Here is a 17446-nt window from a genome sequence, read left to right as displayed (position 1 = left end):
AACCGGAAGAAGCTGAAGAGGGGGAAACGAGGGACGGCATCAATGCAGGGTCTGGGGCGGGTCGTTCACGTCGTCGGGCTCGCGCGCGCTGCCGGGGCTCGCATGGTGCGCCACCAGGCGCCAGCCCTGCGCGGTCTTGTGATAGACGTTGGTGGCCAGCACGAAGGCATGGCGCGGGCCTTCGGCGGTGAGCACCTCGATGCGCTCCAGCACGTTGTGCACCGCGCTGGCGAGCGACTCGATCTTGCGCACCCGCGCCGGCGTGGCGTGGATGGCGCCGTTGCCGAACATCTGCTCGAAGGCCGCGCGAATGGCCACGGCCCCCACCAGCCGCGGGCCACCGGGGTGCACGCAGAACACCTCGTCCTCGTCGGCCCAGCAGGCCATCAGCGCATCGATGTCGCCGCGTTGCAGCGCTTCATAAAAAGCCGTCTCGACGTCGTCGGCAGTGCCGCCGAGGGCCGCGGCGGCGCGGAGTGGGGTCTTGGGCATGGCGTGATTCTGCCGCGCCGACCGTGACGGCGGCACTGCACCGATGTGGTCCGGTGCGCACCGTGCTGCCGCATCGCCGGCCGTTCGCTTGCGCCACTTTGGACCACTTGGTCAAAACACCGACGCATCATTTCCGCAAGCCATTGATTTCAAACAACTTATTCAACTGGCACGGCGTATGCAAGGCGTTGCGCAATCACGCAACAGGAGCCTTTCCATGAACGTCGGCATCTTCATTCCCATCGGCAACAACGGCTGGCTGTTGTCCGAAAACGCCCCGCAGTACAAGCCCAGCTTCGAACTGAACAAGCAGATCACGCTGAAGGCCGAGCGCTACGGCGTCGACTTCGCGCTGTCCATGATCAAGCTGCGCGGCTTCGGCGGCAAGACCGAGTTCTGGGACCACAACCTCGAGTCCTTCACGCTCATGGCCGGCCTGGCGGCGGTCACCAGCAAGATCAAGCTCTACGCCACGGCCGCCTCGCTGGTGATGCCGCCGGCCATCGTGGCGCGCATGACGTCGACCATCGACTCCATCTCCAACGGCCGCTTCGGCCTGAACCTGGTCACCGGCTGGCAGCGCCCCGAGTACTCGCAAATGGGCATGTGGCCCGGCGACCAGTTCTTCGGCACGCGCTACGCGTACCTCTCCGAATACATCCAGGTGCTGCGCGACCTGTGGGGCAAGGGCCAGTCCGACTTCAAGGGCGACCATTTCCAGATGGACGACTGCCGCCTGAGCCCGCAGCCGCAGGCCGACATGAAGGTGATCTGCGCCGGCCAGAGCGACGCGGGCATGGAGTTCTCGGCCAGGTACGCCGACTACAACTTCTGCTTCGGCAAGGGCGTGAACACGCCCAAGGCCTTCGCGCCCGCCGCCGAGAAGCTCATCGAGGCCACCGCCAGGACCGGCCGCCACGTCACCACCTACGTGCTGATGATGGTGATCGCCGACGAGACCGACGAGGCCGCGCGCGCCAAGTGGGAGCACTACAAGGCCGGCGCCGACCACGAGGCCATCGCCTGGCTGGGCCAGCAGGGCGCGGCCGACACCAAGTCGGGCGCCGACACCAACGTGCGCCAGATGGCCGACCCGACCTCGGCCGTGAACATCAACATGGGCACGCTGGTGGGCTCGTACGCCAGCGTCGCGCGCATGCTCGACGAAGTGGCCGAGGTGCCCGGCACCGAAGGCGTGCTGCTGACCTTCGACGACTTCGTGCAGGGCGTGGAAGCCTTCGGCGAGCGCATCCAGCCGCTCATGAAGAGCCGCGCGCACGTGCAGAGCCCGGTGCCTTCGCAGGTCGAGCCCGAGCGCCTCGCAGCCTGAAGAGGAGACGCGCATGACCTCGTCCGCACCCAAGAACACCACCCTCACCTCGACCACGCCCGTCGGTGCGCCGCGCCTTCCCGGTGCGCCCGCACCGCTGGTGCTGCCCGCGCGCCCCGAGCCGATGGCGCTGCACGCCACCGACTCGGCACTGATCGTCGTCGACATGCAGAACGCCTACGCCTCCATCGGCGGCTACGTCGACTCGGCCGGCTTCGACATCTCCGGCGCGCAAGGCACCATCGCCAACATCGCGCGCGCCATTTCGGCGGCGCGCGCGGCCGGCATGCTGGTCGTGTTCCTGCAGAACGGCTGGGACGCAGCCTATGTGGAGGCCGGCGGCCCCGGCTCGCCGAACTGGCACAAGTCGAACGCGTTGAAGACCATGCGCGCCAGGCCCGAGCTGCAGGGCAAGTTCCTCGCCAAGGGCGGCTGGGACTACGAACTCATCGCAGAGATGAAGCCGCAGTCCGGCGACATCGTGGTGCCCAAGACGCGCTACAGCGGCTTCTTCAACAGCACGCTCGACAGCACGCTGCGCGCGCGCGGCATCCGCCACCTGGTGTTCACCGGCATCGCGACCAACGTGTGCGTGGAGTCGACGCTGCGCGATGCCTTCCACCTCGAGTACTTCGCGGTGATGTTGGAAGACGCCACGCACGAGCTCGGCGGCGCGGCCATCCAGAAGGCCTCGGTCTACAACGTGGAGACCTTCTTCGGATGGGTCTCTACGGTGGACCAGTTCTGCCGCACCTTCGCGCCCGCCCCTGCTGCTGCCGCACCAACTGCCCCGGCCGAAACGGCCATCGCCTGATTTCTTCACGAAGGACTTTTCCCATGCCCAAGCAAGCCATCATCCCGCCCGGCACCGGCGTTCCCCTCGCACCCTACGTTCCCGGCACGCTCGCCGACGGCGTGCTCTACGTGTCGGGCACGCTGCCCTTCGACAAGGACAACAACGTGGTCCATGTGGGCGACGCGAGCGCGCAGGCGCGCCATGTGCTCACCATCATCCAGGGCGTGGTCGAAGCGGCCGGCGGCACCATGGACGACGTGACCTTCAACCAGATCATGCTCAAGGACTGGGCCGACTACGCCAAGATCAACACGGTGTATGCCGAGTTCTTTCCCGGCACCAAGCCCGCCCGCTACTGCATCCAGTGCGGCCTGGTGAAGCCCGATGCGCTGGTCGAGATCGCCTCCATCGCGCACGTCGGCAAGAAGGCCTGAAGCACATGACCCGCATGACCGGCATGACTTCGCTGCACTACGAGGTGCATGGGCCGTCGGACGCGGCGGCCACCGTGCTGCTGTCGTCGGGCCTCGGCGGCTCGGCCGGGTTCTGGCAGCCGCAGCTGGGCGCGTTGATTGCCGCGGGGCATCGGGTCATTGCGTACGACCAGCGCGGCACCGGCCGCAGCCCCGGCGCCCTGCCCGATGCGTATGCCATCGCGGACATGGCGAACGACGTGCGCGAGATCCTCGACGCCACGAACACCGCGCAATGCCATTTCGCGGGCCATGCGCTGGGCGGCCTCGTCGGCCTGCAGCTCGCGCTCGACACGCCCTCGCGCATCGCCAGCCTGGTGCTCGTCAACGCCTGGTCGAAGCCCAACCCGCACTCGGCGCGTTGCTTCGATGCGCGCCTTGCACTGCTGGGCGCATGCGGTGCGCGTGCGTATGTCGAAGCGCAACCGATCTTCCTGTACCCCGCCGCGTGGTGCGCCACGCACGCCAAGCGCGTGGCCGACGAAGTCGATCACGCCTTCGCGCATTTCCCCGGCGAGCACACCATGCGCACGCGCATCGCCGCGCTGCGCGCCTTCGACATCGACGCACGCCTGGCCGACATCGCCGCGCCCACGCTGGTGGCCGCCGCCAAGGACGACGTGCTCGTGCCCTGGACCTGCTCGCTGCGCCTGGCCGACAGCCTGCCGAACGCCACGCTCAACCTCATGGCGCACGGCGGCCACGCGCACAGCGTGACCGAGGCCGATGCGTTCAACAGCACCCTGCTGGCCTTTCTTTCGCGGGCGAGCACTCCCACCGCACACACCGCACACACCGTTTCCGCATGACCACCTCCGCCACGCTCTCCACACTCGACGACGCCGCGCTGTCGCTGCTGTTCACCGGCGCGCGCAGCCACAACGGCTGGACCGACGAACCCGTCACCGACGCGCAGCTGCAGCAGGTCTACGCGCTCGCGAGCCTCGGCCCGACCTCGGCCAACTGCTCGCCCGCGCGCTTCGTGTTCGTGCGCACGCCCGAAGGCAAGGCGCGCCTGGCGCCTGCGCTCTCCAAGGGCAACCTCGACAAGACCATGAGCGCGCCCGTCACGGTCATTGCCGCATGGGACCGCAAGTTCTACGACCAGCTGCCCACGTTGTTCCCGCATGCCGACGCGCGCAGCTGGTTCACCGGCAGCCCCGAGGCCGCGCACGAGACTGCCTTTCGCAATGCCAGCCTGCAGGCGGGCTACCTGCTGCTGGCCGCACGCGCGGTGGGCCTGGACGCCGGGCCGATGTCGGGCTTCGACAAGGCGAAGGTCGAGGCGGCCTTCTTCGAAGGCACCGACTGGAGCGTCAACTTCCTCATCAACCTGGGCCACGGCGACGCGTCGAAAGTGTTCGCTCGCCTGCCGCGCCTGCCCTTCGACGCGGCCTGCGTGCTGGCCTGACGGAGTCACTGCAATGTTGAACGCCATGGTCTCCCACGCTGCTCCATCGAACCCCGCCGGCCTGCCGCCGGGCCTGCCCAAGGCCGACTATCGCAATGCGATGGCGCGCCTGGGCGCCGCGGTGAACATCATCACCACCGACGGCCCCGCGGGCCGCGCGGGCTTCACGGCATCGGCCGTGTGCAGCGTGACCGACGAGCCGCCCACGCTGCTGGTGTGCCTGAACCGCTCGGCGTCGGTGTACCCGGCGTTCAAGGCGAACGGCGTGCTGTGCGTGAACGTGCTGGCCGCGGGACACCAGTCGCTGTCGGCCCTGTTCGGCGGCAAGACGCCGATGGACGAACGCTTCGCGGCGGGCCGATGGAGCCGCAACACCACGGGCTCGCCGATGCTCGACGACGCGGCCGTGTCCTTCGACTGCCGCGTGATGCACGCGACCAGCGCGGGCACGCACGACGTGCTGTTCTGCGAGGCGGTGGCCATCGCCATCGGCGGTGCGGCGCAAGGGCTCATCTACTTCGACCGCCGCTATCACGAGATCGCGGTGCCGCCGCAGCACTGACTTTTCTCTCGGTAAGCAAGACACAGCGCCTTGCGGCATTCACCGCGGCGTGATGCCCTGAAGAATGATGCGCTGCACGTTCTCCACCGTTTTCTCGAAGAACGCCTCGTCGTCGAGCGTGTGCCCCGACAGCGCCTGCACCTGCACACCGAAATCCGCGTAGTGCTGCGTGATCGCCCACAGCGCGTAGATCAGGTGCTGCGGGTCCACCGGTGCCAGCTTGCCCGCGGCCACCCACGCCACGATCACCTCCGACTTGCGCTCCACCAGCGTGCGCAACTCGCGGTCGAGCTCGTCGCGCAGCAGCGGCGCGCCCTGGATCATTTCAAGACAGAACAGGCGCGACGCATCGGGCCGGTCGCGCGAGATCACGAGCTTGCGGCGAATGTAGTCGCCGATGGCCTGGCTCGGGTCCTGTTCCGCGCTGAAGCCGCGCAGCGGTTCGAGCCACAGTGCCAGCAGGTCGCGCAGCACGTTGACGTAGAGCTCCTCCTTGTTCGCGAAGTAGTAGAGCAGGTTGCTCTTGGACACATCGGCGCGCGCGGCCACCTGGTCGATCGACGTGCCGTGCAGGCCGAAGCGCGAGAACAGGCCCAGTGCCGCCCCCAGGATGGTGCTGCGCTTGTCCTCGATCTGGCGCAGCCGGCGGCTCACCGCGGACGCGCTGCGCACCACGGGTTTCGCACGCTTGCGCGCCGGGCTTTCCTTGCTGGCTTCCTTGCTGGTGTTGGCAGCCAGCGCCTTGGTCTTCGGCATCTTCCCTCACTCTCTCTATCTCGGTCTTCGGTTTCGTTCAGTACTGCGCACCACTGTAAGGCCACGGTGCATCACCGTGCGCCACGACGGCCTTCACGGGCTGACGCAAGGGCCTTGCCACGCACCATGCTGACGCGGCGATTGCGATTTGTCCATTTGGTCCAACTGGCACAGACGTTGCATGGCGAAAGGCATGCCAAGCAAGAGGAACCCGCCATGACCCTGCTGTCCGTCCCCATCATCGATCTCGCGCCTTACTTCGCCGGCACCGCCGAAGGCAAGGCCGAGGTCGCGAAGAAAGTCGATGAAGCCTGCCGCAGCATCGGCTTCCTCGTCATCACCAACCACGGCATTCCGCCGGCGTTGATCTCCAGCGTGTCGTCGCTCTCGCGCACCTTCTTCGACATGCCGCTCGCCGAGAAGCGCAAGGTCGACCGGCCGCGCGAGGACGCGGTGCGCGGCTACAGCGCGGTGGGCGAGGAAGGCCTGTCGTACAGCCTGGAAGAGGCGGCGCCCGGCGACCTGAAGGAGTCGTTCTCCATCGGCCCTTCGAACGTGCCGAACGACGAGTACCACCGCGGCCCCGCCGCAGGCCCTCATTTCGAGCCCAACAGCTGGCCGCCCATCGACGGTTTCCGCGAAGCCTACGAAGGCTACTTCGACGCCATGAGCGATCTCTCGCGCTCGCTGATGCGCATCTTCGCGCTCGGCCTGTCGCTGCCGGAGACTTTCTTCGACGACAAGATCGACGAGCACATCAGCATGTTCCGCGTGCTGAGCTATCCGCCGCAGCGCGAGCAGCCGCTGCCCGGCCAGTTGCGCGCGGGTGCGCACAGCGACTACGGCAGCCTGACGATCGTGCTGCCCGACGACAAGGGCCTGCAGGTGTTCAACAAGGCCGGCCAGTGGGTCGACGTTCCGCAGGTCGAGGGCGGCCTGGTGGTGAACATCGCCGACCTCATGATGCAGTGGACCAACGACCAGTGGGTGTCCACGTTGCACCGCGTGATCAACCCGCCGTTCGAGGTGGCGAGCACCAACCGCCGCCAGTCGCTGGTGTTCTTTCACCAGCCCAACTACGACGCGATGGTCGAGTGCCTGCCGAGTTGCCTCGCACCCGGCGAGAGCGCCAAGTACGCACCCATTTCCTCCGGCGATCACCTGACCTCGAAGTTCGTCAAGCAGACGACGTTCGGCGGCACCAAGGCCACCGCCTGACCGGGGCCCCACGCACATGGCGCACCTCTCCTACGTCAACGTCTTCGCCAAGGACGTGGTCGCGCTCAGCGGCTTCTACCAGCGCGTGTTCGGCTTCCCCGAAATCGAGGCGATCCGCTCGCCGATCTTTCGCGGGCTGGACACCGGCAAGTCGAGCCTGGGCTTCAACGCGCTCGACGCCTACGAGCTGCTGCACCTTGCCGAGTTCTCCGACACGCGCGGCGTGAAGTTCCTGCTGAACATCGACGTCGACAGCCAGGCCGACGTGGACCGCATGGTGCCCGTGGCGCTGGAGGCCGGCGCCACGCTCATCAAGCCGCCGTACGTCACCTACTACAACTGGTACCAGTCGGTGCTGCTCGACCCCGAGGGCAACGTGTTCCGCATCAATTTCATGATGTAGCGGCACGCGGCTTTCTTCTCTTTCTTCCCCGTCTCCTCCCATGCTCCTCACGAAAGGTTGCTCCATGCTGCGCACTCCCTCCCACGGCACCACCCTCGGCCTGGCCCTGAGCCTCGCAGCCGGCGGCGCGTTGTTCACGACGTTGCCCGCCGCGGCCGCCGACGGCTTCACGCTGAAGGACAAGCCGAAGATCGCCATGCTCTACTTCGGCCCGAAGAACGACGGCGGCTGGACGCAGGCCTTCGACGAAGCCCGCGTGAAGATCGAGAAGGAGATCGGCCAGAAGATCCAGTTCGTCGAGAACGTGCCCGAAGACGCCTCGGCCATCAAGCCTGCGGCCGAAAAATTCATTCAGCGCGGCGCCAACATCGTCATCGGCACGGCCTTCGGTTATTCCGACAGCTTCAAGGACCTCGCCGCCAAGTACCCCGACGTGGCCTTCCTGAACGGCTCGGGCACCACCAACGGCACCAACCTCGAATCGTTCTACGGCCGCACCTACGAAAGCCAGTACCTCTGCGGCATGGCCGCGGGCGCGGCCTCGAAGACCGGCAAGCTCGGCTTCGTCGCGGCCAATCCCTTCGGCGTGGTGAACTGGACCATCAACGCCTTCGCGCTCGGCGCGCAGAAGATGAACCCGAACGCCACCGTCAACGTGATCTACACCGGCGCGTGGAACGACCCGGTGAAGGAACGCGCCGCCGCCGCCGCGCTCATCGACCAGGGCGCCGACGTGATCGGCCAGCACGTGGACAGCCCCACGCCGCAGATCGTCGCGCAGGAGCGCGGCGTGTACGGCACCGGCCACCACCGCGACCTGCGCCAGTTCGCACCCAAGGCCACGCTGTGCTCGTCCGTTTGGGTGTGGGACAAGTTCCTCACGCCGGAGCTGAAGAAGGTGATGGCCGGCGGATGGAAGCCCGCCCCCTACGGCGCCTTCATCGAGATGAAGGACGGCGGCACCGACATCGCGGGCTTCGGCCCCGCCGTGCCCAAGGACAAGGCCGCGGCCATCACCGCCGAGCGCGACGCGATCATGAAGGGCAAGCAGGTCTATGCCGGCCCGCTCGCCGACCGCGACGGCAAGGAGCGCGTGGCCAAGGGTGCCGTGCTGTCCGACGCCGACCTGTGGAAGATGGACTGGTTCGTCAAGGGCGTGGTCACGCAGAAGTAAGCCAGCAAGGACCGAAGACGCCCATGCCCAACGCGCTCGAACTCACCGGCATCCGCAAGTCCTTCGACGGTTTTGCGGCGCTGACCGACGCACACTTCGCCGCCCGCTGGGGCGAGGTGCACGCCCTGCTCGGCGAGAACGGCGCGGGCAAGTCCTCGCTGATGAACATCGCGGCCGGTCTGTATGCACCCGAAGCCGGCCAGTTGCTGGTGGACGACAACGCGGTGCGCTTCACCGGGCCGCGCGATGCGGCACGGCACCGCATCGGCATGGTCCACCAGCACTTCAAGCTGGTGCGTCCGTTCACGGTGGCGCAGAACATCCTGCTCACCGCGCCGCCGCCGGCCGAGTTCCAGAGCCACGGCGAACGGCTGCGCGAGATGGCACGCGACATCCGCAACAAGGCATCGGAGCTGGGCTTCGACATCGATCCGTCGAAGCGGGTCGACGCCCTGTCCATTGCCGAGCAACAACGCGTCGAGATCCTCAAGGTGCTGCTCGCGGGCGCGCGCATCCTGATCCTCGACGAGCCCACCGCCGTGCTCACCGACCAGGAGGCCGCGCGCCTGCTGCAGACGGTTCAGGGCCTGGCGCGTGCCGGTGCCGCCGTGGTGCTGGTCACGCACAAGATGGCCGACGTGAAGACCTACGCCGACCGCGTGACGGTGATGCGCGGCGGCCGCACGGTGGCCACGCTGCAGCCCGCCGAAACATCGGTCGCCGAGCTGGTGAAGCTCACCGTGGGCGAATCGATCGCCGCGCAAGGCTTCCAGGCCTCGGCCGCCTCGCGCGGGCCGGTGCGGCTGTCGGTGCGCGGGCTGCGCACGCCGGCCTCGCCCGAAGGCCGGCGCGTGCTCGACGGGGTCGACCTCGAGCTGCACGCCGGCGAAATCTACGGCCTGGCCGGCGTCGGCGGCAACGGGCAGGGCGAGCTGGCGGCCGCGATCATGGGCCTGCCGGGCGAGGCCACCGAAGGCGAGATCGACCTCGCGGGCCATGGCGACCTGAAGACCCTGGCCGCCTCGGCGCGCCGCGGCATCGGCATTGCCGCCATTCCGGCCGACCGCTACGGGCTCGCGCTCGCGGGCGGCCTGTCGGTGGCCGAGAACTACGCCATCGGCCGCGTGCACACCGGGCGCTACGGGCCCGTGTGGCGCCTTCGCCGGGGCCGCATCCAGAGCGACACGCAGGAAGCCGTGCGCGCCTTCGACGTGCAGGGCGTGCGCTCGGTCGCGCAGAAGGCCGCGCTGCTCTCGGGCGGCAATGCGCAGAAGCTGGTGCTGGCGCGCGAGTTCGGCAAGTCGCCCACGCTGGTGCTCGCGCACAGCCCGAGCCGGGGCCTCGACGTGCGTGCCAGCGCCGAGGTGCATGCGCGGCTGCGTGCCGCGCGCGACGGCGGCGCCGCGGTGCTGCTCATCAGCGAAGACCTCGACGAAGTGCTGCAGCTGGCCGACCGCGTGGGCGTGATGACACGCGGTCGCATTGCCGGTGAATTCGCGCAGCCCGCGGACCGCCAGGCCATCGGACAGGCGATGGTCGACCATGGCTGAAGCATCCCTCACGGCCGACATGGCACACACACCCAAGCCCCCCCACACCGCTGCTCTCGCTCCTCTCGCTCATGAAGCGCCGCGCGCCATGCAGCCGCTCGCGCGCCGCCGCTACGCGCTCGAGATCCGCCAGCACATGGCATGGCGCTGGCAGGCGCTGATCCTCGCGGCCGCGCTGTTCGTCGGTTTCGCAATTTCCGCCGCGATCCTGGTGGCCGCCGGCGTGCCGGCCGACGAGCTGGCCAACGAGTTCGTCACGCAGACCTTCTTCGACGGACAGAACTTTCGCGCCGTGCTGTTCCAGGCCGCGCCGATGATCCTGGTCGGCCTGGCGGGCTCCATCGCATTCCGCGCGCGCTTCTGGAACCTCGGGCTCGAGGGCCAGATGATCTGGGGCGCGATCGGCGCGACCACCCTCTCGATGTGGCAGATCGGCCCCGAGAACCTGCGCCTGCCGCTGATGTTCGTGGCCGCCGTGGCCTGCGGCCTGCTGTGGGTGCTGGGCCCGGCATGGCTCAAGCTGAAGCTCGGCGTGAACGAAATCATCTCCACGCTGATGCTCAACTACATGGCGGCCAACTTCCTGCTGCACCTGGTGTACGGCAGCTGGAAGGACCCGAAGGACAACTTCCCCTACTCGCCGCAGTTCCGCGCGTTCGAGCGCCTGCCCGAGCTCGGTGGCGGCGTGGGCAGCGCGATTTTGCTGGCGGGCATTGTTGCCTTGCTGGCGTGGTGGCTGGTGAGCGTGAGCCGCGTGGGCCTGTACCTGCGCTTCGTCGACGCGAACCCGCGCGTGGCGCATGCCAACGGCGTGCCGGTGCGGCGCACCATCTACGGCGCGGTGCTGCTGTCGGGCGCGATGGCCGGGCTCGCGGGCTTCGCGGTGGTCGCGGGGCAGGAAGGCCGGCTCACGCAGGCCTTCTACCAGGGCTACGGCTTCTCGGGCATCCTCATCGCCTTCCTGGCGCGCAACAACCCGCTGGCGGCAACGGTCGTCGCATTGCTGGTGGCCGCCCTGTTCGTCACCGGGCGCAGCCTGCAGGTGTTCTACCAGGTGCCGTTCTCGATGGTGCAGCTGATCCAGGCCATCATCGTGGTGTGCGTCGCGTCGAGCGACTTCTTCATTCGCCACCGGCTGCGCCGCGTGGGGGGCGAGGTTCTCTAATGAGCGGTGGTGTCATCCTCAACTGGCTCGCGAGCACGCCGGACTTCGCCATTCCGTATGCGCTCGCGGCGCTCGGCCTCATCATCAGCGAACGCGCGGGCGTGCTCTCGCTGGGCGCCGAAGGGCTGATGCTGGTCGGCGCGCTGGCCGGCATCGGCGCGCAGATCGCCATCGGGCAACCGGCCGTGTCGCTGGTGCTCGCGATGCTGGCGGCCAGCGTGGTGTCGATGCTGTTCGCGGTGATGGTGATCTGGCTGCGCGTGAACCAGGTGATTGCCGGGCTCGCGCTGGTGTTCTTCTGCCAGGGCCTCACCTCGCTGGTCGGCTCCATGGCCGACTGGACCAACCACGCCACCGACGGCATCGGCGCGATGGCGCTGTGGCCGCTGTCGATGCTGCCCGGCGTGGGCAAGCTCTTTGCGCAGAACGCGATGGTGTGGCTCACCTTGCCGATCTTCGGCGCGGTGGCGTGGTTCTTCGCGCGCACCTCCACCGGGCTGCGGCTGCGGGCCGTCGGCGAAAACCCGCAGGCCGCGGATGCGGCGGGCATCAACGTCACGGCGTGGCGCTTCGCGGCGGTGCTCGCGGGCTCGGCGCTGGTGGGCCTGGCGGGCGCCTACATCTCGGTGGTCAGCACCAAGCTGTGGATCGCGGGCATGACCGGCGGGCGCGGCTGGATCGCGGTGGGCCTGGTGATCTTCGCGCGCTGGTCGCCGTGGAAGGCGCTGGTGGGCGCGGTGCTGTTCGGCTGCATCGAGGCGTTGATTCCCCAGCTGGCCGCGGCCGGCGTGCAGCTGCCGCAGTACTTCGTGATGATGACGCCGTACGCGGTGACGCTCGGCGTGATGGTGTGGGTCGCGCTCTCGCGGCGCGGCGCCGACGAAGAGCCCGGCGCGCTGGGCCAACCCTATGTGAGAGAAGAACGCCGATGAAGGCCTGGGTCTACAACGAGGAGCGCGAGCTCGACGCGGCGCAGTTCGCCGACTACCTGAACCCGGCCACCACCGCGGTCGTGTCCATCGACATGCACCGCGGCCACCTGGACGACAGCCCCGACTGCCCCTGCCCGGCGCCCCGGGCACGCGACGTGGTGGCGCCCATCGACGGCTTTCACGACGAGGTGCGCGCGCTGGGCGTGCGCATCGTGCACATCAAGTCGGTGCTGCGGCCCGGCGGCGAGGACGACACGCGCGGCATCCCGGCGGCGTGGCGGCGCACCTTTCCGCTGCACGTGGGCGAAATTCCCAATGCCGACGCGCACGCCATCGAAGGCTCGAAGTGGACCGAGTGGGTCACGCGCGTGGCGCCCGGCGACATGCGGGTGGACACCAAGCGGCGGCTGTCGGCCTTCTACCCGACCGACCTCGACTTTCTGCTGCGCAACCAGCGCATCGAGACGGTGGTGCTCAACGGCGGCTTCACCGACTGCTGCGTGCTCAACACGGCCTTCGACGCCAACAACCACAACTACCGCGTGATCGTGCTGCGCGACCTGGTGCGCGGCACCGATGCGCACCTGGAAGGCGCGGCGCTGGCGATGGTGTCGCTGCACCTGGGGCTGGTGGTCGATTCGGGCGAGCTGCTGCGCCAGTGGCGCGGTTAGGAAGCGGCGTCCTGCGGCCTCGCGAAACACCGCGGAACCGGCTTTGCCGGCCGCTGGTGTCGCCCTAAGCCTTGCCGAGCCAGCGCTCGGCCACGCCCTGCATGTCGCCCTGCGCGGCCTGCCACACCAGTTCGGGCGCGGCCACGTGCACGCCCGGCGGCGCGATGCGCAGCGCCAGGTCGACCAGCTCCGCCACCTTCGACGCGCGCACCGGCTGCTCGCTGCTCGGCACCATGAAGCGCACGACGGAGAGCATCCATGCGGCCAGCCGCTCCAGCGGATTGGCGAACTTGGCATTCGCCGGCTTGCGCGCCGAGCGCACGAGGATCACGCGCTCGAAGCCGCAGGCCGCCACCGCCTGCTCGTCGAGGCTGGCCAGCCCGCGCTTGAGCGCCTCGGGCAGCCGGCCCTGGTCGTGCGGCTGCACGATGGCCAGCGTGCGCACGCCGCAGGCATGCAGCCAGCGCGCGAGCGCGGGCAGATCCGAGGGCTCGGGCACCCACAGCGCGCGTTCGCGGTCGTGGTACAGGCGCGGCGGGTCGAAGGCGACGACAGCCGTGTGGGCGGAGGTGAGCGGCCATTGCGCGATGGGCAGCGCCGGGCTCAGGCAGGTCTCGACACCGCGCAGCCCGTCGCGCATCGGCTCGCGCGCCAGCACGCGGGTGTGCGCATGGCGGTGGCTGCCCGCCAGCCGGCGCAGCAACTCGGCCCCCAGGGCGCCCGTGGCACCAGCGATCAGCAGCGTGCCGAAGGCCGAGGAAGCAACGGGCAAACCTGCACGGTTCGCGGCCTGCAGGGCATGCAGAGGACTGATCGGAGAAGACGCCATAAGAGTGAAAGCCATCGAAACCTTTTCGCGAAACACCGCGGAACCGGCTTTGCCGGGCTGCAGGTGTTGCTCCCGCCAGGGGGTAGGAGAAGCGACACGAAGTGCGCGAAGCCTGGGGGCGAGCGACGTCCTATGCTAACTTCCGGCTCTTCTGCGGAGGTAATGCAAATGATGATGAAGCGCTGGTTCCTGATCCTTGCGGCAGTCGTGTCGCTGAGCGGCTGCGGCTACAACGACTTCCAGTCGCTCGACGAGGCCAGCAAGTCGGCCTGGAGCGAGGTGCTCAACCAGTACCAGCGCAGAGCCGACCTCGTGCCCAACATCGTCGCCACCGTGAAGGGCGAGGCCGCCTTCGAGCAGGACACGCTCACCAAGGTGATCGAGGCGCGCGCCAAGGCCACCTCGATCCAGGTGACGCCCGAGACGCTGAACAACCCCGAGGCCTTCCAGAAGTTCCAGCAGGCGCAGGGCGAGCTCTCGTCGGCGCTGTCTCGGCTGATGGTGGTGTCGGAACGCTACCCCGACCTGAAGGCCAACCAGGCGTTCCGCGACCTGCGCGTGACGCTGGAGGGCACCGAGAACCGCATCACCGTGGCGCGCAACCGCTACATCGAGAGCGTGCAGGAGTACAACGTGCTCGCGCGCAGCTTCCCGACCAACATCACGGCCAAGATCTTCAGCTACGCGCCCAAGCCCAACTTCACGGTGCAGAACGAGGCGCAGATTTCCACGCCACCTACTGTCGACTTCAGCGCACCGAAGAAGTAAGCGCCGCAACCGATGGCCGTTGCCGCCCTGTTCCGCCGCGCGCTGGCCGCGTTCTTTCTGACGGCCTTTGCCTGGGCCGGGCTGCCCGCGCTGGCGCAAGGCCTGCTGCCGGTGCCCGCGCTCACGGCGCGGGTGATCGACCAGACCCAGACGCTCGACAGCGCCCAGCGCAACGGCCTCGAGACCAAGCTCGCGGCCTTCGAGCAGCGCAAGGGCTCGCAGATCGTGGTGCTGATGGTGCCGACCACCGCGCCAGAAGACATCGCCAGCTACACGCAGCGCGTGGGCGACACCTGGAAGATCGGCCGCAAGGGCGTGGGCGACGGCCTGCTGGTGGTGGTGGCCAAGAACGACCGCGCGATGCGCATCGCCACGGCCAAGGCGCTCGAAGGCGCGGTGCCCGACCTGGCGGCCAGCCGCATCATCGACGAGGAGATGAAGCCGCGCTTTCGCCAGAACGACTTTGCGGGTGGTTTGAACGCCGCGGTGGACCGGCTCATCGGTCTGGTCGACGGCGAGCCGCTGCCGGCGCCTTCGCGCGACACGGGTGAATCGAGCGGCTACGGCAACGAAGGGATCTTCGGCTTCCTGCAGCACTTCGGCCTGTTCCTGTTCGTGGGCGTGTTCATCGGCGCGCCGATCGTGCGGGCCATCCTCGGCAAGAAGCTGGGCACGGTGGTGGTGGGCGGTGGCGTCGGGCTGGTCGTCTTTCTCATCACCGCCAGCATCGCCATCGCGGCGATCGCGGGGGTGATCGCGCTCATCATCACGCTGGTGGCGGCCGCGGGGCGGCCGGGTGGTGGCGGCGGCGGCTGGAGTTCGGGTGGCGGCGGCGGGGGCTGGAGCAGCGGCGGGAGCAGTGGCGGCGGCGGGGGTTTCAGCTCCGGCGGTGGCGGCAATTTCGGCGGCGGCGGCGCCTCGGGAAACTGGTGAAGAACGGGTGAACACGATGGCAACCGACGCAACCCTTTTCTCCAGGCTGGGCCGCATCTGGCGCCATCGCTGGATCGACGAATCCGAGGTGCGCCGCGCCCTGCCCGAGGCCGTGATGCAGCGCCTGACGGGCCGCGTGGCCGCCAGCGAGCGGCGCCACAGCGGCGAGGTCCGCATCTGCGTCGAGGCGGGCCTGCCGATGTCGTACCTGTGGCGCCATGCCTCGGCGCGCGAGCGTGCGGTCATGCTGTTCGGCAAGCTGCGCGTGTGGGACACGGCACACAACAACGGCGTGCTCATCTACCTGCTGCTGGCCGAGCACGCGATCGAGGTCGTGGCCGACCGTGGACTGCATTCGCACGTCGACGACGCGGCATGGGCCGCGATGACGCAGCGCATGGGCGCGGCGTTTCGCGAAGGCCGCTTCGAGGACGGGCTGACGCAGGCGCTGGAAGAGATCTCGGCCCTGCTGGTGGAACACTTTCCGCTGGGCGACAGCGAGCTGGATGTGAACGAGTTGCCGGACGAACCGGTCGTGCTCTGACCCTTTGAATCTCTCCCTCCCCCAGAGGGAGAGGAGCTTTGACTTGCTCGCCCCCCTTCCGGGAGAGGAGCTTTGACTTGCTCCCTCCCCCGCTGGGGGAGGGCAGGGGTGGGGGCAAGCGGCGTTTCCACCGGGCGCTCTGCCTGCCCCCATCCCAGCCTTCCCCCAGAGGGGGAAGGAACAAGGCATTCAGTCCATAGCCGGCAGCGCCCACACGGCCGAGCCGCCCACCGCGTGAAAGCGCCGCCCCGGCGCCGTCTCCATCAGCCACCCGCCCGTGAACTCCCCGAAGGCCGGCAGCACGGCCTGCTGCGCATCGCTCACGAAACACGGCAATCGCACGCTGTCGCGCCCCGGCCCGTAGAGCTTGCAGGCCGGATGCAGGTGCCCCGCCAGCACGAAGTGCGTGGCATGCGCCTGCGGATGGTGGCAACAGGCGAAAGGGCCCATCAGATGGGGCTCCTCGACCACGTCGATGCGCAACGCGGCCGGCGGATCGCCCGCACGGCTGTCGTGGTTGCCGCGCACCAGCGTCATCGCGACGTCGGGGTGCCGCGCGCGCCAGGCCTCGACGGCGGCGAGCACCGTGCGCGCCTGCGCCGCATGCAGGAAGTCGCCGAGGAACACGATCTGCCTGGGTGCATGGCGGGCGATCAGCGCGTCGAGCCGCGCCAGGTTCTCCTGCGTGGTGCCCCCCGGCACCGGCTGGCCCAGCGCGCGGTAGGTCGCCGCCTTGCCGAGGTGCAGGTCGGCCAGGAACAGCGTGCGCTGCGCGGGCCACCACAGGGCGCGTTCGGGCAGCAGACACAACGATTCGCCGGCCCACTGCACCGGCAGCGGCGTCGTGGAAGAAAGAGAAGAGCTCACTGCCAGCCAGTGTCGCAAAAGCCGCCCCGGCCGGCGCACGCCTTGCAATTCGCCCTCGCGGCCCCCAGCTTTTTGCCATGACCGCCGAAACCACCGCCCCAACCACAGCCGAGTCGCCAGCGCTGCACATCGTCTGCCCGCATTGCCACACGACCAACCGCGTGCGCGCGGCGCAGCTGGGCAGTGCGCCCGACTGCGGCAGCTGCCACCGCCCGCTGTTCACCGGGCACTCGACGGCGCTGGCGGACGCGGCCACCTTCGACAAGCACATCGCGCGCAACGACATCCCGGTGCTGGTCGACTTCTGGGCCCCCTGGTGCGGTCCCTGCCGCCAGATGGCGCCGGGCTACGAGCAGGCGGCGGCCCAGCTCGAGCCCCAGGTGCGGCTGGCCAAGGTCGACACCGAGGCCGTGCAGGCGCTGGGCGCGCGCTTCAACATCCGCAGCATCCCCACGCTGGCACTGTTCCGCGGCGGGCGCGAAGTGGCGCGGCAGGCCGGCGCAATGAGCGCGGCGGACATCGTGCGCTGGGTGAAGGCGAACGGCGCGGGCTGAGCGGCTCGCCAACGCCTT

The 17446-nt window shown here is 68.8% G+C and carries 21 protein-coding genes; 17 read left to right on the top strand and 4 right to left on the bottom strand.

Features of this window, described 5'->3' with window-relative positions:
- Window positions 1-39: 39 nt before the first annotated feature.
- A complete protein-coding gene (locus ACSFBM_RS28660) occupies window positions 40-492 on the bottom strand; it encodes a YybH family protein (protein WP_435441105.1) in 453 nt (150 codons plus the stop codon).
- A 217-nt stretch (window positions 493-709) separates the two neighbouring features.
- Between ACSFBM_RS28660 and rutA the strand changes: the two genes are divergently transcribed.
- From rutA to rutF, 6 genes are read left to right on the top strand one after another with little or no spacing between them, the layout of a single operon-like run.
- Window positions 710-1822, top strand: coding sequence for a pyrimidine utilization protein A (gene rutA / locus ACSFBM_RS28655; protein WP_435487421.1), 1113 nt, complete (start codon window positions 710-712; stop codon window positions 1820-1822).
- A gap of 13 nt (window positions 1823-1835) precedes the next feature.
- Window positions 1836-2636 carry a pyrimidine utilization protein B gene (gene rutB / locus ACSFBM_RS28650; protein ID WP_435487420.1) on the top strand — a complete coding sequence of 267 codons (801 nt, stop codon included), beginning with the start codon at window positions 1836-1838 and terminating at the stop codon, window positions 2634-2636.
- Between the two features lie 23 nt (window positions 2637-2659).
- A complete protein-coding gene (rutC, locus tag ACSFBM_RS28645; RefSeq protein WP_435487419.1) occupies window positions 2660-3052 on the top strand; it encodes a pyrimidine utilization protein C in 393 nt (130 codons plus the stop codon).
- A 5-nt stretch (window positions 3053-3057) separates the two neighbouring features.
- The gene (rutD, locus tag ACSFBM_RS28640) at window positions 3058-3900 is read left to right on the top strand and encodes a pyrimidine utilization protein D (protein WP_435487418.1); all 843 of its coding nucleotides are present in this window, start codon (window positions 3058-3060) and stop codon (window positions 3898-3900) included.
- Window positions 3897-4502 carry a malonic semialdehyde reductase gene (locus tag ACSFBM_RS28635; RefSeq protein WP_435487417.1) on the top strand — a complete coding sequence of 202 codons (606 nt, stop codon included), beginning with the start codon at window positions 3897-3899 and terminating at the stop codon, window positions 4500-4502. Before rutD ends, ACSFBM_RS28635 begins: the two co-directional genes overlap by 4 nt.
- Window positions 4503-4527: 25 nt before the next feature.
- Entirely contained in the window at window positions 4528-5064 is a 537-nt protein-coding gene (gene rutF / locus ACSFBM_RS28630; protein WP_435487416.1) for an NADH-dependent FMN reductase RutF, read from the top strand.
- Window positions 5065-5103: 39 nt separating this feature from the next.
- On the opposite strand, the gene rutR is transcribed toward rutF, so the two are convergent.
- Entirely contained in the window at window positions 5104-5820 is a 717-nt protein-coding gene (rutR, locus tag ACSFBM_RS28625; RefSeq protein WP_435487415.1) for an HTH-type transcriptional regulator RutR, read from the bottom strand.
- 216 nt (window positions 5821-6036) lie between these two features.
- Between rutR and ACSFBM_RS28620 the strand changes: the two genes are divergently transcribed.
- The 7 genes from ACSFBM_RS28620 (at window position 6037) to ACSFBM_RS28590 (ending at window position 12933) form a co-directional block, all read left to right on the top strand.
- On the top strand, window positions 6037-7038 hold the full coding sequence (locus tag ACSFBM_RS28620) for an isopenicillin N synthase family dioxygenase (protein ID WP_435487414.1): 1002 nt from the start codon (window positions 6037-6039) through the stop codon (window positions 7036-7038).
- A gap of 16 nt (window positions 7039-7054) precedes the next feature.
- Window positions 7055-7441, top strand: a complete 387-nt coding sequence (locus ACSFBM_RS28615; RefSeq protein ID WP_307511161.1) for a VOC family protein — start codon at window positions 7055-7057, stop codon at window positions 7439-7441.
- Window positions 7442-7505: 64 nt separating this feature from the next.
- The gene (locus ACSFBM_RS28610) at window positions 7506-8615 is read left to right on the top strand and encodes a BMP family ABC transporter substrate-binding protein (RefSeq protein ID WP_435441115.1); all 1110 of its coding nucleotides are present in this window, start codon (window positions 7506-7508) and stop codon (window positions 8613-8615) included.
- Window positions 8616-8638: 23 nt separating this feature from the next.
- Entirely contained in the window at window positions 8639-10165 is a 1527-nt protein-coding gene (locus ACSFBM_RS28605) for an ABC transporter ATP-binding protein (RefSeq protein WP_435487413.1), read from the top strand.
- A gap of 19 nt (window positions 10166-10184) precedes the next feature.
- Window positions 10185-11330 carry an ABC transporter permease gene (locus tag ACSFBM_RS28600; protein ID WP_435487490.1) on the top strand — a complete coding sequence of 382 codons (1146 nt, stop codon included), beginning with the start codon at window positions 10185-10187 and terminating at the stop codon, window positions 11328-11330.
- A complete protein-coding gene (locus ACSFBM_RS28595; protein ID WP_435487412.1) occupies window positions 11330-12262 on the top strand; it encodes an ABC transporter permease in 933 nt (310 codons plus the stop codon). Before ACSFBM_RS28600 ends, ACSFBM_RS28595 begins: the two co-directional genes overlap by 1 nt.
- Window positions 12259-12933 (top strand): cysteine hydrolase family protein, encoded by a 675-nt coding sequence (locus ACSFBM_RS28590; RefSeq protein ID WP_435487411.1) that lies wholly within the window; start codon window positions 12259-12261, stop codon window positions 12931-12933. The genes ACSFBM_RS28595 and ACSFBM_RS28590 overlap by 4 nt, the downstream gene beginning before the upstream one ends.
- Window positions 12934-12997: 64 nt before the next feature.
- On the opposite strand, the gene ACSFBM_RS28585 is transcribed toward ACSFBM_RS28590, so the two are convergent.
- Window positions 12998-13777, bottom strand: coding sequence for a hypothetical protein (locus tag ACSFBM_RS28585; protein ID WP_435487410.1), 780 nt, complete (start codon window positions 13775-13777; stop codon window positions 12998-13000).
- Window positions 13778-13930: 153 nt separating this feature from the next.
- Here ACSFBM_RS28585 and ACSFBM_RS28580 point away from each other — a divergent pair, with 153 nt between their 5' ends.
- From ACSFBM_RS28580 to ACSFBM_RS28570, 3 genes are read left to right on the top strand one after another with little or no spacing between them, the layout of a single operon-like run.
- The gene (locus ACSFBM_RS28580) at window positions 13931-14530 is read left to right on the top strand and encodes a LemA family protein (RefSeq protein WP_435487409.1); all 600 of its coding nucleotides are present in this window, start codon (window positions 13931-13933) and stop codon (window positions 14528-14530) included.
- A 12-nt stretch (window positions 14531-14542) separates the two neighbouring features.
- Window positions 14543-15463 (top strand): TPM domain-containing protein, encoded by a 921-nt coding sequence (locus ACSFBM_RS28575; protein WP_435487408.1) that lies wholly within the window; start codon window positions 14543-14545, stop codon window positions 15461-15463.
- Between the two features lie 16 nt (window positions 15464-15479).
- Window positions 15480-16007: a TPM domain-containing protein gene (locus ACSFBM_RS28570; protein ID WP_435487407.1), complete on the top strand. Its 528-nt coding sequence runs from the start codon at window positions 15480-15482 to the stop codon at window positions 16005-16007.
- 189 nt (window positions 16008-16196) lie between these two features.
- Here ACSFBM_RS28570 and pdeM read toward each other — a convergent pair whose 3' ends face one another.
- On the bottom strand, window positions 16197-16874 hold the full coding sequence (gene pdeM / locus ACSFBM_RS28565) for a ligase-associated DNA damage response endonuclease PdeM (RefSeq protein WP_435487406.1): 678 nt from the start codon (window positions 16872-16874) through the stop codon (window positions 16197-16199).
- Window positions 16875-16951: 77 nt separating this feature from the next.
- On the opposite strand from pdeM, the gene trxC reads away from it, so the two are divergent.
- Complete coding sequence (gene trxC / locus ACSFBM_RS28560; protein WP_435487405.1) at window positions 16952-17428, top strand: thioredoxin TrxC; 477 nt, start codon at window positions 16952-16954, stop codon at window positions 17426-17428.
- The last annotated feature ends 18 nt before the right edge of the window (window positions 17429-17446 follow it).

Source organism: Variovorax pasteuri (assembly GCF_051216435.1).
GTDB lineage: Bacteria > Pseudomonadota > Gammaproteobacteria > Burkholderiales > Burkholderiaceae_C > Variovorax.
This window is presented reverse-complemented; position numbering and strand designations above follow the sequence as displayed.

Coding starts and splice junctions, on each gene's coding strand:
- ACSFBM_RS28660 (WP_435441105.1), bottom strand. CDS start 492: ATGCCCAAGACCCCACTCCGCGCCGCCGCGGCCCTCGGCGGCACTGCC.
- rutA (WP_435487421.1), top strand. CDS start 710: ATGAACGTCGGCATCTTCATTCCCATCGGCAACAACGGCTGGCTGTTG.
- rutB (WP_435487420.1), top strand. CDS start 1,836: ATGACCTCGTCCGCACCCAAGAACACCACCCTCACCTCGACCACGCCC.
- rutC (WP_435487419.1), top strand. CDS start 2,660: ATGCCCAAGCAAGCCATCATCCCGCCCGGCACCGGCGTTCCCCTCGCA.
- rutD (WP_435487418.1), top strand. CDS start 3,058: ATGACCCGCATGACCGGCATGACTTCGCTGCACTACGAGGTGCATGGG.
- ACSFBM_RS28635 (WP_435487417.1), top strand. CDS start 3,897: ATGACCACCTCCGCCACGCTCTCCACACTCGACGACGCCGCGCTGTCG.
- rutF (WP_435487416.1), top strand. CDS start 4,528: ATGGTCTCCCACGCTGCTCCATCGAACCCCGCCGGCCTGCCGCCGGGC.
- rutR (WP_435487415.1), bottom strand. CDS start 5,820: ATGCCGAAGACCAAGGCGCTGGCTGCCAACACCAGCAAGGAAGCCAGC.
- ACSFBM_RS28620 (WP_435487414.1), top strand. CDS start 6,037: ATGACCCTGCTGTCCGTCCCCATCATCGATCTCGCGCCTTACTTCGCC.
- ACSFBM_RS28615 (WP_307511161.1), top strand. CDS start 7,055: ATGGCGCACCTCTCCTACGTCAACGTCTTCGCCAAGGACGTGGTCGCG.
- ACSFBM_RS28610 (WP_435441115.1), top strand. CDS start 7,506: ATGCTGCGCACTCCCTCCCACGGCACCACCCTCGGCCTGGCCCTGAGC.
- ACSFBM_RS28605 (WP_435487413.1), top strand. CDS start 8,639: ATGCCCAACGCGCTCGAACTCACCGGCATCCGCAAGTCCTTCGACGGT.
- ACSFBM_RS28600 (WP_435487490.1), top strand. CDS start 10,185: ATGGCACACACACCCAAGCCCCCCCACACCGCTGCTCTCGCTCCTCTC.
- ACSFBM_RS28595 (WP_435487412.1), top strand. CDS start 11,330: ATGAGCGGTGGTGTCATCCTCAACTGGCTCGCGAGCACGCCGGACTTC.
- ACSFBM_RS28590 (WP_435487411.1), top strand. CDS start 12,259: ATGAAGGCCTGGGTCTACAACGAGGAGCGCGAGCTCGACGCGGCGCAG.
- ACSFBM_RS28585 (WP_435487410.1), bottom strand. CDS start 13,777: ATGGCTTTCACTCTTATGGCGTCTTCTCCGATCAGTCCTCTGCATGCC.
- ACSFBM_RS28580 (WP_435487409.1), top strand. CDS start 13,931: ATGATGATGAAGCGCTGGTTCCTGATCCTTGCGGCAGTCGTGTCGCTG.
- ACSFBM_RS28575 (WP_435487408.1), top strand. CDS start 14,543: ATGGCCGTTGCCGCCCTGTTCCGCCGCGCGCTGGCCGCGTTCTTTCTG.
- ACSFBM_RS28570 (WP_435487407.1), top strand. CDS start 15,480: ATGGCAACCGACGCAACCCTTTTCTCCAGGCTGGGCCGCATCTGGCGC.
- trxC (WP_435487405.1), top strand. CDS start 16,952: ATGACCGCCGAAACCACCGCCCCAACCACAGCCGAGTCGCCAGCGCTG.